The sequence below is a fragment of the Pseudomonas sp. genome, from assembly GCF_033723075.1.
Lineage (GTDB): Bacteria > Pseudomonadota > Gammaproteobacteria > Pseudomonadales > Pseudomonadaceae > Aquipseudomonas.
The window spans coordinates 36,740-52,808 of sequence record NZ_JAWVXU010000006.1; the positions used below are offsets into that span (position 1 = coordinate 36,740).

The window sequence follows — 16,069 nt, forward strand, 5'->3', positions numbered from 1 at the left end:
AGGAGCAATAGTATTCATTAGAGATGAATTAACATCCCCCTCACACTGCGTAGGCATTAATGCCTACGCGCCATCTTCTGCTGCGCCAACCCGGCCGAGACCCTCAAAGCGGCTGCGTATAAGCGCGGTGCGTCTGCTTGCAGGCGGTCGTGCTTGCTCGCGCAAACAGGACGAACCAAGTGCCAAACCATCTTGTTTCGGCTGTCCGCAACTACCGCCGGACCGGTTGCTCCCCAGAGCACGAATGCCATGGTCGGCTATTGGCCGCGCCATCTGTGCCAGCGATTGGTTCCGGTCTTGACCAGTGAAGGTTTTTTGGCCTGCGTAGGATCCGCTATTGCAACTATCCCGATCCCAGGCAGGAATAATGCAAGAACACCGTCTCGAATGGTTGAGGTCTTTCGCCCCCGCGCCACTCAATGCCCGCGCCCAGGAATGGATGCGCGTGGCCATCGGTATCGCTATCGGCATGTCGCTGTGCGTTTCGCTTGGCGTCTGGTGGTTCGGGGCACCGATCACCTTGCACATCGCCGCGCCTATCGCTGCTTCCGCGGTGCTGCTGTTCGGTGCTTCGTCCAGCCCGTTCGCTCAACCCTGGTCGATCCTCGCGGGCAATATGTGCGCCGCCCTGATCGGCATCAGCCTGGGCTTGAGCCCGCTGGACAGCGTGTCCGCGACTGTGCTGGCCGCCAGCCTCTCGCTGGTCTGCCTGTTCGCCTTGCGCTGCCTGCACCCGCCAAGCTGTGCATTGGCTGTATTGGCCGCCAGCGGTGGTTTTGGGGTCGACGACCCGGGGTATGCCTTGCTCTATCCGGTGGCGCTCAACTCGCTGCTACTGGTGGCTGTAGCCTTGCTTTACAACAACCTGACCGGCCACGCCTACCCAAAACCGCGTCTGTCCAGGGAGAACCGCCACCACACACGCGATCCATTACCGGGTGAGCGTCTGAGCTTCAGTCGCGACGACATGGATCGGGCTCTCGAGGAATTCGGCGAATATGTCGATGTCACCCGTGACGATCTCGAGCGGCTGATCAAGCAAACCGAGAAACATGCCTTGCGCCGCAGCATGGGCGAGATCAGCGCGGCCGATATCATGTCCCGCGATCTCTATTGGGCGGCGCCGGACAGCTTTATCCAGCAGGCTTGGCAGACCCTGCAGGAACACCGCCTGCGTTCGCTGCCGGTAGTGGAGGAGGGTAGCGGCAAGCTGGTCGGCATCGTAACCCTGGTCGATCTGCTCAAGCAGTTCCAGCCCAGCCAGGCACGGGTCAATTTCGGCCGCCTGAAATACCTGCGCGGAACCAAGCTGCGCTCGATCATGAGTGCGCCCGTGGTTGCCGTGAAGCAGGACGTGCACATGGTCGAACTGGTGTTTTTGCTCTCCGACCGCGGCCTGCACTGCCTGCCGGTGGTGGATGAACACGAGCGGCTGGTGGGCATGATCACCCAGACCGATCTGATCGCGGCGCTATACCGCAACTGGCTCAAGCAGCTGCCGGATTGAATCGTTGCCGGCGTGTTGCTGTGGTGTCACGGACACTGCCCTGGCGCTTCAGATCTCGTAGTCCCAGCGTGACCAGTCGAAGTCGTCCAGGATCACCTCGCGCAACAGTTGCAGTGCACTGTGCAGGGCCGGGTTGTCGGCCGCTCTGGGGTAAACCAGGTAGATCGGGTAGGAAAATTCCGGCGCCATCTCCACTCGCTTGAGGATGCCTTCATCGAGATAGCGCTGCACCACGCGGGTGCGGAAGTAGCCGCGACCGCCACATTGCAGCAGATACTGGAGCGCCAGTGGGCCGAGGTCGAAGGAGAGGGTGGTGCGGGTGTGTTCCGGCAGGGCGTTGTCGTGCAATTTGCGAAACGTCGGTCCCCAGTCGACATACATGTAGGGCTCGGGGTTATGGGTCTGCACCACCTGGATCAACTTCTCCTCGAGCAGTTGTTCAACCTGCAGGTTCGGCCAGTATTCCGGCTGGTGGACCAATGCCGCGTCGAGTACGCCGAGGTCGAGTTGTTGCTGGAGCAGGCTGCCACTGGTTACCACGCTGCGCACCGCGTGCGCAGGCAGAATCTGGTGCAGGCGCTGTACCCAGGCCAGCATCAGCGGGTTGCACAGGCACATTTCAGAACCGAGGGTAATCAGGTTGCCGGAGCCGCGAGGCAAGGGCAGATCGCGCCGCGCAGCTTCCCAGGTCTGTACCAACTGGGTGGCATAGGCGACGAAACGCTCGCCGTCGGCGGTCAGCCGCGCGCCGGCACGGTTGCGCACGTACAGCCGGCAGCCGAGCTGGTTTTCCAGGTTGTGGATTCGTGCCGTCACCGCGGTCTGGGTGATATGCAGACGCTCTGCGGTGGCGATGAAGCTGCCGCTGCGCATGATATCCAGAAAGGTGCGGGCGAGATCGATGTCCATTGCAGGCACTTCACTTCAATAGAATTGATGAGAAGCGGCATTGTATGACACTAGGAGTATGGCGCTGAGGGTGGATTGAACGCGCGCCAGATCCCTTGGACTATCAGTCGGGGGCTGCGGATAGACAGCGAGGAGGGGGGTAAGGACGTCACCGCCGATCGCGAAAAGCGCTGGATGTGACGTCCTTGATGGCTTACTTGAGGCTCAGCACCCATTCGGCGAGGATCTTCGCTTCTTCGTCGGTGACCGGGTTAGCCGGCATCGGCATCTGCCCCCAAGCGCCTACGGTGCCATTCTTGATGCGCCCAGCCAGCAATTCGGCGGCGCCTTCGGTCCCGGCGTACTTGGCGGCGACCTCCTTCAGCGCCGGGCCGACCATCTTCATGTCGACGTTGTGGCAAGCCGCGCAGGGCTTGCTCTTGAACAGCGCTTCGGCGGCAGCAGCGTCGGCGGCAAAGGCGGGTTGCACGCTCAGCGCAGCCCCCAGGGCGAACAATGGGATCAGGATTTTCTTCATGATGATTATTTCCTCAAGGCTATTGAGAGCAGGGCATAGGCCCTACCAATTTTTCGCTGCAGTTACTGTTTGCGTCTTCTTGTGGGCGCTGCCTGAGCCTCTCGCTGCGAGCACGGATCCCTGCGGTTATAGCTATGGACCCGTGATGCTCGTAAAGGGTTCGTTTGCGAGTACAGACAGTAGCAGTTGCGTGGCTGAGACGTGAATCGGCTAGTTCCAACGATCGATCAATTTAACTGTAGGGGCAGCATAACCAAGCGGATTGCCGATGGGCTTGACCGGAATCAAGAGTTGCCCGCACGCGGCTTGAGAACGGCGGCTGGTCGCGGGTAGCGTGCAGGCATGATTAATCACCTCGGTGAGGTACTGACTGTGAATGCGCCTGTGAAACTAGTCGACACGGCTGCCGTGCTGGATGCGCCGTTCTACCAACCGCTGGGCAATGAGCAGGTGCTGTTCGAACAGGCCTGGCAGCACGGCATGCCGGTGCTGATCAAGGGCCCGACCGGCTGCGGCAAGACCCGCTTCGTCCAGTACATGGCGCACCGCCTGCGTTTGCCGCTGTATACCGTGGCCTGCCATGACGATCTGAGCGCCGCCGACCTGGTCGGCCGCCATCTGATCGGTGCCCAGGGCACCTGGTGGCAGGACGGCCCGCTGACCCGCGCGGTGCGCGAGGGCGGTATCTGCTACCTCGACGAGGTGGTCGAGGCGCGCCAGGACACCGCCGTGGTCCTCCATCCGTTGGCCGATGACCGTCGCGAACTCTATCTGGAACGCACCGGCGAGGTATTGCGCGCGCCACCGGGTTTCATGCTGGTGGTGTCCTACAACCCCGGCTACCAGAACCTGCTCAAGGGCATGAAGCCGAGTACCCGCCAGCGTTTCGTCGCCTTGCGTTTCGCTTATCCGCCGGTGGCCGAGGAAGAACGCATCGTTGCCAACGAGGCGCGGGTCGGTGCCGAGCTGGCCGCGCAGGTGGTCAAGCTCGGGCAGGCCCTGCGCCGACTGGAGCAGCATGATCTGGAGGAGGTCGCCTCGACGCGCCTGCTGATCTTCACCGCGCGCATGATCGGCTCCGGCATGAACCCGCGGGATGCCTGCCTGGCCTGTCTGGCCGAGCCGCTATCGGACGATCCGCAGACCGTCGCCGCGCTGATGGATGTAGTCGATGTCCACTTCGCTTGAGGCCGTCGCCAGCCCGGTTCGGCATCTGCCGGGCGACCTGGCGATGTGGTTCTTCATCCTCGCCGAGCTGACGGTTTTCGCCCTGCTGATCCTCACCTTCGCGGTGGCCCAGGCATTGCAGCCGCAGCTGTTCCACGATGGCCGCCAGTTGCTCGACAGTTCCACCGGCCTGGCGTTGACCCTGAGCCTGCTCACTTCCGGCTTGTTCGCCGCGCTGGCCCAGGAGCAGGTGCGCCAGGCCCGCGCGCGGCGCGGCGCATGGCTGTTGCTGGCGGCGCTGCTGTCGGCCAGCGTCTATGTGCTGTTGAAGCTTGGCGAGTACAGCCATCTGGCCGGTGCGGGGCTGGGCATGGAGCACAACACCTTCTTCACCCTGTACTGGATCCTCACCGGCTTTCATTTCGTCCATGTGCTGCTCGGCCTGTTCATCCTCGGCTGGCTGGCCGAGCGCTGTCGACGCCGCGTCTATGGCCCGGGCAATTGCAGCGCGCTGGAGTCCGGCGTGCTCTATTGGCACATGGTCGATCTGGTCTGGGTGCTGCTGTTTCCGCTGGTCTATGTCCTGAATTAACCATGCGGCGCATTGACCCATGCGCTGCATCGACGAGGTCGCCATGTCTGCTTCCACCACCCTGATGTTCTGCTGGCTGGCGCTGGCCGTGCTGTCAGTGACCAGCGTGCAGCTGGGTAATGCCGGGGCGACCCTGCTGATGGCCGGCGCGGTGTTGCTCGCGGCCCTGGGCAAGGCCTGGCTGATCGCCGACGGCTTCATGGAGTTGCGTCACGCCCCGCGCATGTGGCGCTGGTTGCTGCTGGGCTGGCCGGTGGCAATGGCGTTGGGCGTGTTGCTGACCTTGCGGTTTTCCTCATAGCCCGGATTGCATCCGGGCTATGAAACCTGTGTAGGGTGGATCGGGGCGCGTAGCTGGCGCCTTTTTCATCCACCGTCGCGATTTGGTGGATGGATAAAGCGTCGTCCACCCTACGATGCCGCAAGCCTTGAACATGAACATAGGATCTACGGTTGCCACGGCAGCCTTGTCCACCGAAGCTGGCCACCCGCATTTTCCCGCCTTCTCTTCCCCCGTTTCCCGCCCCCATCGCTATACCCGAGCAAAACCATCGGACTTTCTTGATTTTCATCAAGCAGGTTTCGTTAGCAGGCTTTCTAGAATGGTCACGCCAAGCAAAGAGGAAGCGACCATGTCAGAGACCTTCACCAAGAGCATGGCTCGGAATATCTACTTTGGGGGGAGCGTGTTCTTCTTCCTGGTATTCCTAGCCCTGACCTATCACACAGAGCAGACCTTTCCAGAACGCAGCAACGAGTCGCAGATGAACGAGTCGGTGGTGCGCGGCAAAGCGGTCTGGGAGAACAACAACTGTATCGGCTGCCACAGCCTGCTGGGCGAGGGCGCCTACTTCGCGCCTGAACTGGGCAATGTGTTCACCCGGCGTGGCGAGGATGCGGCCTTCAAGCCGTTCCTGCAGGCCTGGATGAAGGCGCAACCCCTGGGCATTCCAGGCCGCCGGGCGATGCCGCAATTCAATCTGACCGAGCGGGAAGTGGACGATATGGCGGAGTTCCTCAAGTGGACTTCGAAGATCGATACCAACGACTGGCCGCCAAACAAGGAGGGCTGATAGATGACCATTGCCAATCCACATCTGAAATTCGCCTCGCAAGCCGTGGCCAAGCCGTACTTCGTGTTCGCCCTGATGCTGTTCCTCGGGCAGATCCTGTTCGGCTTGATCATGGGCCTGCAGTACGTGGTCGGTGACTTCCTGTTCCCGCTGATCCCCTTCAACGTGGCGCGGATGGTGCACACCAACCTGCTGATCGTCTGGTTGCTGTTCGGCTTCATGGGCGCGGCCTACTACCTGATTCCCGAGGAAGCGGACCGCGAACTGCACAGCCCGATGCTGGCGATGATTCTGTTCTGGGTGTTCGCCGCCGCCGGCGTGCTGACCATTCTCGGTTATCTGTTCGTGCCCTATGCGGGCCTGGCCAAGATGACCGGCAATGACCTGCTGCCGACCATGGGCCGGGAATTTCTCGAGCAGCCGACCATCACCAAGATGGGCATCGTGGTGGTCGCCCTGGGCTTCCTCTACAACATCGGCATGACCCTGCTCAAGGGGCGCAAGACCACCATCAGCATGGTCATGATGACCGGCCTGATCGGTCTGGCGGTGTTCTTCCTGTTCTCCTTCTACAACCCGGAAAACCTGGCGCGCGACAAGTACTACTGGTGGTTCGTGGTGCACCTGTGGGTGGAAGGCGTGTGGGAATTGATCATGGGGGCAATGCTCGCCTTCGTCCTGATCAAGGTCACCGGGGTGGACCGTGAAGTGGTCGAGAAATGGCTGTATGTGATCATCGCCATGGCCCTGATCACCGGCATCCTCGGTACCGGTCACCACTTCTTCTGGATAGGGGCGCCCGAGGTCTGGCTGTGGGTAGGCTCGATCTTCTCGGCGATGGAACCGGTACCCTTCTTCGCCATGGTGCTGTTCGCCTTCACCATGGTCGGCAAGCGGCGTCGGCAACACCCGAACCGCGCCGCCACCCTGTGGGCCAAGGGCACTACCGTGACCGCGTTCTTCGGTGCTGGCGTGTGGGGCTTCCTGCATACCCTGGCCCCGGTGAACTTCTACACCCACGGCTCGCAACTGACCGCGGCGCATGGTCACCTGGCCTTCTACGGCGCCTACGCAATGATCGTGATGACCATGATCAGCTACGCCATGCCGCGTTTGCGTGGCCTCGGTGAGGCGCCGGATGAGCGGGCACAGACCATCGAGATCTGGGGCTTCTGGTTGATGACCCTGTCGATGGTGGCGATCACCCTGTTCCTCACCGCCGCAGGCGTGGTCCAGGTGGCACTGCAACGCTGGCCGGTGGATGGCACCGCGCTGTCGTTCATGAGTACCGTCGACCAGTTGGCCGTGTTCTTCTGGCTGCGCCTGGTGGCCGGGGTGTTCTTCCTGATCGGCTTGCTCTGCTACCTGTACAGCTTCAAGCAGCGTGGCCGGGCCACGGCCCGCGACGAAGCCGCCATAGCCGTTTCGGCCTGAGCGGTGCCTAGTAAATAAATCTCGGCCCGGCTGGTATAGCGGGCCGTTTTTGCATTGGTTATGTACCCATTAGGTGTTGCATGGGGGAAGAGTGGTCGCAATACGTAGGGTGCGCCATGCGCACCAAGGATGATGCAGCCTGCGCTGGTGCGCATGGCGCACCCTACGAGGACTGCATTCGGCTCCTACAGGCCTGTTAGCCATTGCAACAACCCCATTGGATATAGGCATAAACGAGGTAATGCAGATGGCCTTTACCGTCGAACTGGAAGAGTGGGTGGGCAGCGTCTGGCACCGCTTTATCACCCGCCGCGCCAGCCCGGATTTTCCCGAGGCGCGGGTCGAGCTGGCCAGCATGCAGCGGCCCCTGGCGTTACTGTTCCGCGCCATGGGCGGCGCCAGCGGGGTCGGCGTGGAGGCCGCCAGCGCCCGTGACCTGGTGTTGCGGCGCACCCTGCTGCAACAGGTGGCCGGTAGCTGCAAGCAACTGCCGGTGGCCTGGTGCGATGCCAGCAACCTGCGTCTGCCGCCGAGCCTGGCGGTGTACCCCGAGGTCGCGCTGAATCAGGACCTCTATCGCTGGCTGGCGCTGCTGGCCGCGCACGCGGGAGAGATGCGTCACTGGGCGCGCGATAACCAGCGCTGGACCCGACAGTTGCTGCAGAGCTACCCGGCCCTGCGTCCGCGCTACCAGCGCCTGGTCGAGGCCCATCTGCAGTTGCGCCCGGATCCGGATTCGTTGGGCAAGGGCGAGGCCGAGCTGGAGATTGCGCTCTGTCAGGCCCTGCGCGAACCGGGCAGCGTCGAGCATTTTCCGCGTAGCGAGCTGGCCCCCTGGCCGTTGCCGCTGTGGCTGTACCCGGCGGAAAACCTCGGCGAACCCCAGGCCTGTGACCTGGGCGAGGAAAGCGAGGGCAACCTGCTGACCCCTCCGGGCGAAAGCAAGGGTGGGCCCAAGCGCGCCAAGCGGGTCGAGGAGAGCACCAGCAAGGGCGGCCTGCTGATCTTCCGCCTGGAGAACCTGTTCAGCTGGTCCGAGCATGTCGAGCTGGATCGCTGCACGGACGACAGCGAAGACCTGGACGCCGCGCGGGTCGCCGAGGATCTCGACGAACTGGCCCTGTCCAAGCAACGCCTGCGCAAGGGCGGCGGGCTCAAGTTGCACCTCGATCTGCCGCCGGCGGATGTCGACGATATCCTGCTGGGCGAGGGCATCAAGCTGCCGGAGTGGGACTATCGCAAGCAGAGCCTGCGCGAGGATTTCGTCAACTTGCAGATGATGGTGCCGCGTGGCAGCGAGGCGCAGCCACTGCCGTTGCGTCTGGCACCGCTGGCCAAGCGCCTGCGCCGCCAGTTCGAGCACCTGCGCAACGATCGCCAGTGGCTGCGTCAGCAACCCCAGGGCTCGGAGCTGGATATGCAGGCCTGGCTGGATTTTCATGTCGAGCGCCAGCATGGCCAGTGCGCCGAGCGTGGCCTGTTCATGGAGCAGCGCCCCACCCGGCGCGACCTGGCCTGCCTGCTGCTGGCAGATGTGTCGATGTCCACTGACGCCCACCTGGACGACCAGCACCGGGTGATCGAGGTGATCAGCGACAGTCTGCTGCTGTTCGGTGAGACCCTGTCGGCGCTGGGCGACGATTTCGCCCTCTACGGTTTTTCTTCCCTGCGTCGCCAGCAGGTGCGGATGCTGGAACTCAAGTCGTTCAAGCAACGCTACGACGACAACACCCGCGGCCGCATCCAGGCGCTCAAGCCCGGCTATTACACTCGTATGGGCGCGGCCATTCGCCAGGCCACCGTGCTGCTCGGCGCCTGCAAGCAACGGCGCAAACTGCTGCTGTTGGTGACCGATGGAAAACCCAACGACCTGGATCTCTACGAGGGCCGCTACGGCGTCGAGGACACCCGCGAAGCGGTGCTGGAGGCACGGCGTCAGGGTCTGTTGCCGTTCTGCATCACCATCGACAGCGAAGCCGGCGATTACCTGCCATACATGTTCGGCGCCAATGGCTACACCCAGATCCGCCAACCCCAGCAATTGCCGCTGCGCCTGCCGCAGTTGTATCGGCAGCTGACCCAGGCATGAACAATCGTGAAGCCTTGGTGCGCGCTGCTAGTGCCGCGACACCGTTGAGATGTCGGTTAAATGTCGAACCTGGCAACCGGGCGCTATCTGCTGTGGTCTCTGGCGTGGCACCGTCCCATCGAAGCGCTGTCCAGCGCGCTCATTGGTGCGGCTTCGCGGCGGCGTAACGCGGCACTCGGCAAGCACGCGGTCAGCGCCGCTAAGGCAACTGTCTGCATGCGACAGTTGAACATTGGCTCTCAATCCCAACCCTGCGGACACGCCTTGCAGCCAGCCATATACGCACCCTGAAAATTGCCGTAGTGGGTGCGCGTACCGCTGAGATCGGCGTTTTCAAGGTTGGCGCCAGACAGCTTCACTTCCTGCAAGTTGGCATCGATCAGGGACGCGCCCTTGAGGTCGGCTTTGCTCAGCCAGGTCATCTCCAGGTTGGCCGCTTGCAGGTCGACGTCATGCAGTTTGGCGCCGGACAGGCGAGCGAATTCCAGGTCGGCTGCGCGCATATCGGCATTCTGGAACTGCGCGGCCTGGGCGAACAGGCCCCAGCCGCGGATGGCCACCAGGGTGCTTTCGCTGAAATCGGCCAGGCGCAGGTTGCTCTGTTGCAGGCTGGCGCGGGTCAGGTTGGCGCCTTGCAGGTTAGCCTGCTCCAGATTGGCCAGGTCGAGGCGGGCGTGCCGAAGGTTGGCGCCACGCAGATCGGCACCGGCCAGGTTCATCCGGCGCATGTCCTGGTTGCTCAGGTCGGCATTGCGCAGGTCGGCATCGGGGCATTGGCTGTCGGCTTCGATGCGGCAGCCGTTGATGGTCAGTACTTCGTCGGCAAACGCTTCGCTGCCGATCACCAGCAAAATCAGGGGCAGAAACAGGGGCAGGTAGTTCATGGCGATTGCTCGGTAGGGGGTGCGGGCCGCCTAGGCTGTGCGCACCGAGGTATACGGAGTCGGGTGCCTGACAGAGCACCCGAACGAGGAGCACCGGTGCGCATGGCGCACCCTACGGGGGGCACCAGGCGGGCTGGACTCAGCGCTTGGCCGTGGTCTTGTCCCAGCTCGGTAGCTTGAACACCCAGAACGAGCCGCCTTGGGCGATCGGCTTGGTCAGCTCGGCCATGTCTCCGCCCCACAGCGGCACCGCGCCGCCGTAGCCGGAGGTCACGCCGATGTACTGCTCGCCATCCTGTTCCCAGGTGATCGGCGGGGAGATGATTCCGCTGCCGACCTGGAACTTCCACAGCTCCTTGCCGTTTTTCGCGTCGAAGGCCTTGAAAAAGCCGTCGCCGGTGCCGGTGAACACCAGGTTGCCCTTGGTCGCCAGCACCCCGGCCCACAGCGGCAGTTTTTCCTTGTGCTCCCACTCCACCTTGCCGGTGGTCGGGTTCATGGCGCGCAGGATACCGACGTGGTCGTCGAACAGGCGCTTGATCCGAAAGCCCATGCCCAGGTAGGCGGAACCCGGCTTATAGATGGCCTCTTCGGCCCAGTAGTCCTCTTTCCAGTGGTTGGCCGGCACGTAGAACAGGCCGGTGTCCTGGCTGTAGGCCATCGGGTTCCAGTTCTTGCCGCCGAGGAAGGGCGGCGAGACTTCCACCGACTTGCCCTTGGTTTCGCCCGGCTCGGGCTTGGGCGGACGCTGACCTTTATTCTCTACCGGCCGGCCGGTTTTCAGGTCGATATGGCTGGCCCAGGTGATCTTGTCGACGAAGGGGAAGGCGTTCTGCAGCTTGCCGTTGGCGCGGTCGACCACATAGAAGAAGCCGTTGCGGTCGGCGTGGGCACTGGCCTTGATGGTTTTGCCGGCCTTGTCCTTGTAGTCGAACAGCACCAGTTCGTTGTTGCCGGAGAAGTCCCAGGCATCGTTCGGTGTGTGCTGGTAGAACCACTTCACTTCGCCGGTACTGGCGTCGACGCCGACTTGCCCTGAGGTGTAGAGGCTGTCGAAGTCTTTCGGATCGCCGCCTTCGGCGGTGCGCGCCCAGCCGTTCCACGGAGCGGGGTTGCCGGCGCCGACGATGATGGTGTTGGTCTCGGCATCGAAGCTGGCGCTCTGCCACGGCGCACCGCCGCCCTGGCTCCAGGCGGCTTTCTTGCCGGTCGGCGAGTTTGGATCATCCGGCCAGGACGGCGCCTTGACATCGCCGGTCGGCGTGCTGTCCTTGCCGTTCATGCGGCCCATGTGGCCTTCGACGAAGGGGCGCATCCAGACTTCTTCGCCGGTATCCGGGTCGCGGGCGAACAGCTTGCCGACCACGCCGAATTCATCGCCGGAGCTGCCGTGGATCAGCAGGGTCTTGCCGCTCTTCTGGTCTTTGACCAGGGTTGGCGCGCCGGTCATGGTGTAGCCGACCGCGTGGTCGCCGAACTTCTTGTTCCACATCACCTTGCCGGTGTCTTTGTTCAAGGCCACCACGCGGGCGTCGAGGGTGCCGAAGTAGACCTTGTCGCCGTAGATCGCTGCACCGCGGTTGACCACGTCGCAGCACGGACGGATGTTGTCCGGCAGGCGATGACTGTAGGTCCACAGGCGCTTGCCGGTCTTGGCGTCGAGGGCGAACATCCGTGAATAGGAGCCGGTGACGTAGATCACCCCGTCGTGGATCAGGGCCTGCGACTCCTGGCCGCGCTGCTTCTCGTCACCGAAGGAGTAGGACCAGGCCGGGGTCAGCTTGAACACGTTCTGGTCGTTGACCTGGGCCAGCGGGCTCCAGCGCTGGGCGTTGGTGCCCATGCCATATTGCAACACGTTGCTGGTGCTCAGGTGGTCGTTGGCGATGTCGTCCCAGGTGACATTCTTGGCTAGCGCACTGCCACTCAGCGCCAGGCCGCCGACCAGCAGCAGGCCGTGGATGGCGAGGGCCACGGGGTGTGGCGTGCCGGGTAACGATCTTATTGTCATGGTTGTGGTTCCCATTGGTGGTGGAGATAAGGTCGCCGTTCAGCGACCTGTGAACCGATAGTGGAACCACGCCCGTTTCGCCGAAACGGAAAAGCTCCCGCTGGCGCCGGGAAAAATGCCCAAACCGCCTATGACTTGGCCTTGCTGCGAAAGCCCTGCCAAGTGGCCGCCACAAGCTCTACTACCAAGGGACTAGGCACGAGCCACCAAAGCAGCATTCGATGCTTGCCGAGGTCTTTCTAAGATGGCTACAACCAAGCTCCATAAAGTCTGTGTTGCGTGTATTCGAAGAGGTCTCGATCATGAAAATCCAACAAAAAACCGGTGCCGCCCTGCTGCTATTGGCTTTCTCGGCCAATCTCTGGGCGCATGGCGATGTGGTGCCGCAAGACGTCAAGACCGAAGGATTGGAACCGCTGGGTGAAGAGTGGCTGGAAGAAAACCCCTACCGCGATAACCCCAAGGCGATTGAAATCGGCGCCTCGGCATACAACCAGAACTGCGCGGCCTGCCACGGCCTGGAAGCCAAGTCGGGCGGCATCGCCCCGGATCTGCGCCTGCTCGAAGTCGGCGCCCTGGGCGATGAGTGGTACAAGGAACGGGTGATCAACGGCGCGGTACGCGACGGCCGGGTGTATATGCCGAAGATGGCCGATTACCTCAGCCAGGAAGCGCTGTGGGCCGTGCGCAGCTACCTGGAGAGCGTGGCAGTCGAGGAGTGACGGTCATGCGCCTAAATGTCCTGCTGCTGAGTGCGTTGCTGAGCATCCTGGCTCTGGTGGCTGCGCCAGCCCAGGCCCAGGCGCCGGTGCGTAGCTACGACTCGATCATCGAGTCGGGTGTGCTCAAGGTCGCCCTCTATGAGGATTTCCCGCCTTACAGCTTCCAGCAGGATGGTCAGCCACGCGGGGTCGACTACGAGGTGGCCCAGGCACTGGCCAGCGGTTTGGGTCTCACGCTGGAGCTGATCTGGGCGCCGGCCGGGGAGAAGCTCGACGACGATCTGCGTGACTACATCTGGCGTGGGCATTATCTGCGTCCGCAGGTACTGGCCGACGTGATGCTGCGGGTGCCTTATGATCGCGAGTTTTCCCACATGAGCAACGAGTTCGGCGAGCTGGTCAACGATCTGGTGGTGATGTTCGGCCCCTACCAGCGCGAGCGTTGGCAGGTCGCCTTCGATCGGCGCCGGCTTGAGGCCGTGCCCAGTGTGGCGGTATTCCAGAAACACCCGATTGGCGTCGAGGTCGACAGCGTGCCGTCCTTTTACCTGTCCTCGGTGTTCGACGGCATGCTCAGTGGCAAGACCCATCACTTCACCAATCCCCAGGCCGCCTTCGCCGGGATGAAGGACGGCGAAGTCGATGCGGTGATGGCCCTGCGCGGCGAGATCGACTGGCAGGTCAAGCAGGCCGCAGACAGTAACCTGGCCTTGGCCGAGAACGCCTATCCAAACATGGGCAGGCAGGTCTGGGACATCGGCATGGCGGTGCACACAAGCAACCGGCAACTGGCCTACGCCCTGGAGGAAAAGCTCGAAGAGCTGATTCTCGCCGGTGATATCAAGCAACTCTATGGCCGCTATGGCCTGCATTACGAACTGCCGGGGTTGTATCAGGAGGTCGAGTAGCGGTTTACCGCGCGCCGGCCTGAAGCAGGCGTTCGCAATGGGTTCGCCAAGCAGGAGATGTGTGATGGATGGCCGGTCTTTGCTGCTGTTGGCGTTGTTCGCCTGGCCCTGTGCGGGTTGGGCAGTGGAGGGTGATCCTGTCACTTCGGTGATGTGGGACTACCACCACGCGCGCCTGCTCGATGGCGCGCCTTTCGTCTTCGATGAGCAGGTTCGGGTCGTAGTGCCACCCTTCGCCGAAGATGCCCGCCAGGTGCCGATCCTGGTGGATGCTAGCGCCTATCAGGGCCAGGTGGTGCGGATCCTGGCCTGGGCCGAGCTCAATCCCATCGCGCAGATTTTCGATTTCGCGCCGGGCGCCGAGGTGCTGCCACGCCTGGCGATGCGCATCCGCATCGAGCAGGCTACGCCGATCCGCGCGGCGGTCTTGACTCGTGACGGTCTCTGGCATGTCGGTTCCAGTTATATCGACGCCGCCGGCGGCGGCTGTACCGCACCGAGTGTGGTGCGCGCCGAAGCTGGCTGGGAAGAACGCCTCGGCCAGGTGCTGGGTAAGCGCTTCGCGCTGGCAAGCACCGATCGCCTGCGTCTGCAGATCGCCCACCCGATGGACAATGGCCTGGTCGGCGGTATTCCCGAGTTCTACCTCAATCAGGCCGAGTTGCGTGACGAAGATGGCAAGGTATTGGCCACGCTCGAGCTGTTTCCCTCCGTCAGCGAGAACCCGACCCTCAGTCTGGAGGTGCAGGGCGAGGGTGAAACCGAGCTGTGGCTGCGCGATAACAATGGCAACGAGTTCAAGGCGGTGTTGTAGGGCCGCGAGGGAACTGCTGGTTCCTGCACAAAGGGCGTCAGCAGATTATTTTATAGCGGTGGATTTATCCGCAACCCACCGATAACAACTCAGGGGAAATCCAATGATCAAAGTCAGCGTGCTCTACCCCAACAATCCGGGCGTGCGTTTCGACCATCACTACTACTGCAACCAGCACATGGATATCGTGCGCAAGTGTTTGGGCGATGCCTGCAAGGCCATCGCCGTGGATCAGGGCCTGGCCAGCGCCGACCCGGGCAGCCAGGCACCCTTCGTCGCCATGGGCCACCTGTATTTCGACAGCGTCGAGAGTTTCCAGAAAAGCTTTGCCCCGCACGCCGAGCGGATCATGGGCGATCTGTCCAACTTCACCGACAGCCAGCCACTGATCCAGATCAGCGAGGTCAGGCTGGCGCCCTGATGCCAGTCGCGCCAAATCCAGGGCGCCGTTTGAATTAGACATAGAGGTGCCTATGCGCTGGTTGCCGATATTGGCCCTGATCTGCTTCTCGCTCACCGCGCGGGCCGACTTCGACTACGGCCTGCAGCCCCGGCAGATTGCCGACGGCGTCTGGTTGCTGGAAGGCAGTACCGAGAATTTCGCCCAGAGCAATGGCGGCAATATCGTCAACAGCGGGTTCATCGTCACCGATCAGGGCGTACTGGTGATCGACAGCGGCCCGTCGAAGCGCTATGGCGAAGCCCTGCGTCTGGCGATTGCCAGGGTCACCGACAAGCCGGTGCTCATGCTGCTGCTGACTCACCATCATCCCGATCACGTATTGGGCAACCAGGCCTTCAGCGATGTGCCGATTGCGGCCCTGGCCGCAACCACGACGTTACTGGCCGAACAGGGCGAGGCCATGGCAGAGAACATGTACCGCCTGGTCGGCGACTGGATGCGCGGCACCGAAGTCGTATTGCCGACGCAAACCCTGACCCCCGGGCTCCTCGAAGTCGGTGGTCGACGTTTACGTCTGTTGGGGTTGCGCGGCCATACCGGCGCCGACCTGGCTATTCTCGACGAAGCCAGCGGCGTGCTGTTTGCCGGCGACCTGCTGTTCTACCAGCGCGCGCTGACCACACCGGGCACGCCGGGACTGGATGTCTGGTTGAGCGACCTCGAGCAACTGCAGGCGTTGCCCTGGAAGCAGATCGTCCCCGGTCACGGACCGGTCGCCAGTAACGCCGCGCCGTTCACCCAGATGCGCGACTATCTTGGTTGGCTCGATAGCGTGATGCGCGAGGGTGCCGCCCAGGGGGCGGAGATGAGTGAGCTGATTGGCGTCGCCATCCCGCCACGCTTTACCGCTATCAGCCTGAGCCGCTACGAACTGATCCGCAGCGTCAGCCACCTCTATCCGCGTTATGAGCAGGCCCAGTTCGAGCGCCTGGACAGGTAGGACGCGGCAGGCGATGCGTTGGGGCGGTCTGCAGACATC

The 16,069-nt window shown here is 62.7% G+C and carries 16 protein-coding genes; 12 read left to right on the forward strand and 4 right to left on the reverse strand.

Annotated features, from left to right (window positions below):
* Window positions 1-367: 367 nt before the first annotated feature.
* Window positions 368-1,507 (forward strand): CBS domain-containing protein, encoded by a 1,140-nt coding sequence (locus R3355_RS08995; RefSeq protein WP_318960911.1) that lies wholly within the window; start codon window positions 368-370, stop codon window positions 1,505-1,507.
* Window positions 1,508-1,555: 48 nt separating this feature from the next.
* Here R3355_RS08995 and R3355_RS09000 read toward each other — a convergent pair whose 3' ends face one another.
* Both R3355_RS09000 and R3355_RS09005 read right to left on the reverse strand, forming a co-directional pair.
* Window positions 1,556-2,416 carry a LysR family transcriptional regulator gene (locus R3355_RS09000; protein WP_318960912.1) on the reverse strand — a complete coding sequence of 287 codons (861 nt, stop codon included), beginning with the start codon at window positions 2,414-2,416 and terminating at the stop codon, window positions 1,556-1,558.
* A 193-nt stretch (window positions 2,417-2,609) separates the two neighbouring features.
* The gene (locus R3355_RS09005) at window positions 2,610-2,933 is read right to left on the reverse strand and encodes a c-type cytochrome (RefSeq protein WP_318960913.1); all 324 of its coding nucleotides are present in this window, start codon (window positions 2,931-2,933) and stop codon (window positions 2,610-2,612) included.
* Between the two features lie 408 nt (window positions 2,934-3,341).
* Between R3355_RS09005 and R3355_RS09010 the strand changes: the two genes are divergently transcribed.
* The 6 genes from R3355_RS09010 (at window position 3,342) to R3355_RS09035 (ending at window position 9,288) form a co-directional block, all read left to right on the forward strand.
* Window positions 3,342-4,121 (forward strand): CbbQ/NirQ/NorQ/GpvN family protein, encoded by a 780-nt coding sequence (locus R3355_RS09010; protein WP_318947173.1) that lies wholly within the window; start codon window positions 3,342-3,344, stop codon window positions 4,119-4,121.
* Window positions 4,105-4,692 (forward strand): cytochrome c oxidase subunit 3, encoded by a 588-nt coding sequence (locus R3355_RS09015; RefSeq protein ID WP_318960914.1) that lies wholly within the window; start codon window positions 4,105-4,107, stop codon window positions 4,690-4,692. The genes R3355_RS09010 and R3355_RS09015 overlap by 17 nt, the downstream gene beginning before the upstream one ends.
* A 43-nt stretch (window positions 4,693-4,735) precedes the next feature.
* A complete protein-coding gene (locus R3355_RS09020) occupies window positions 4,736-4,993 on the forward strand; it encodes a cytochrome C oxidase subunit IV family protein (protein WP_318960915.1) in 258 nt (85 codons plus the stop codon).
* A 331-nt stretch (window positions 4,994-5,324) separates the two neighbouring features.
* Window positions 5,325-5,765 carry a cytochrome c gene (locus R3355_RS09025; RefSeq protein WP_318960916.1) on the forward strand — a complete coding sequence of 147 codons (441 nt, stop codon included), beginning with the start codon at window positions 5,325-5,327 and terminating at the stop codon, window positions 5,763-5,765.
* Window positions 5,766-5,768: 3 nt separating this feature from the next.
* Window positions 5,769-7,199: a cbb3-type cytochrome c oxidase subunit I gene (locus R3355_RS09030; protein ID WP_318947171.1), complete on the forward strand. Its 1,431-nt coding sequence runs from the start codon at window positions 5,769-5,771 to the stop codon at window positions 7,197-7,199.
* A gap of 247 nt (window positions 7,200-7,446) precedes the next feature.
* The gene (locus tag R3355_RS09035; RefSeq protein WP_318960917.1) at window positions 7,447-9,288 is read left to right on the forward strand and encodes a nitric oxide reductase activation protein NorD; all 1,842 of its coding nucleotides are present in this window, start codon (window positions 7,447-7,449) and stop codon (window positions 9,286-9,288) included.
* A 239-nt stretch (window positions 9,289-9,527) separates the two neighbouring features.
* Here the strand turns inward: R3355_RS09035 and R3355_RS09040 are convergent, their stop codons facing one another.
* Both R3355_RS09040 and exaA read right to left on the reverse strand, forming a co-directional pair.
* Window positions 9,528-10,172, reverse strand: a complete 645-nt coding sequence (locus R3355_RS09040) for a pentapeptide repeat-containing protein (RefSeq protein ID WP_318960918.1) — start codon at window positions 10,170-10,172, stop codon at window positions 9,528-9,530.
* A 139-nt stretch (window positions 10,173-10,311) separates the two neighbouring features.
* Window positions 10,312-12,183 (reverse strand): quinoprotein ethanol dehydrogenase, encoded by a 1,872-nt coding sequence (exaA, locus tag R3355_RS09045; protein WP_318960919.1) that lies wholly within the window; start codon window positions 12,181-12,183, stop codon window positions 10,312-10,314.
* Window positions 12,184-12,485: 302 nt separating this feature from the next.
* Between exaA and pedF the strand changes: the two genes are divergently transcribed.
* From pedF to R3355_RS09070, 5 genes are all read left to right on the forward strand, one after another.
* Window positions 12,486-12,905 (forward strand): cytochrome c-550 PedF, encoded by a 420-nt coding sequence (gene pedF, locus R3355_RS09050; protein WP_318960920.1) that lies wholly within the window; start codon window positions 12,486-12,488, stop codon window positions 12,903-12,905.
* Window positions 12,906-12,910: 5 nt separating this feature from the next.
* On the forward strand, window positions 12,911-13,813 hold the full coding sequence (locus R3355_RS09055) for a substrate-binding periplasmic protein (RefSeq protein ID WP_318960921.1): 903 nt from the start codon (window positions 12,911-12,913) through the stop codon (window positions 13,811-13,813).
* A gap of 64 nt (window positions 13,814-13,877) precedes the next feature.
* On the forward strand, window positions 13,878-14,627 hold the full coding sequence (locus R3355_RS09060; RefSeq protein WP_318960922.1) for a quinoprotein dehydrogenase-associated SoxYZ-like carrier: 750 nt from the start codon (window positions 13,878-13,880) through the stop codon (window positions 14,625-14,627).
* Between the two features lie 103 nt (window positions 14,628-14,730).
* Window positions 14,731-15,048: an EthD family reductase gene (locus R3355_RS09065; protein ID WP_318948046.1), complete on the forward strand. Its 318-nt coding sequence runs from the start codon at window positions 14,731-14,733 to the stop codon at window positions 15,046-15,048.
* Window positions 15,049-15,100: 52 nt separating this feature from the next.
* Window positions 15,101-16,030 carry a quinoprotein relay system zinc metallohydrolase 1 gene (locus R3355_RS09070; RefSeq protein ID WP_318960923.1) on the forward strand — a complete coding sequence of 310 codons (930 nt, stop codon included), beginning with the start codon at window positions 15,101-15,103 and terminating at the stop codon, window positions 16,028-16,030.
* Window positions 16,031-16,069: the final 39 nt, after the last annotated feature.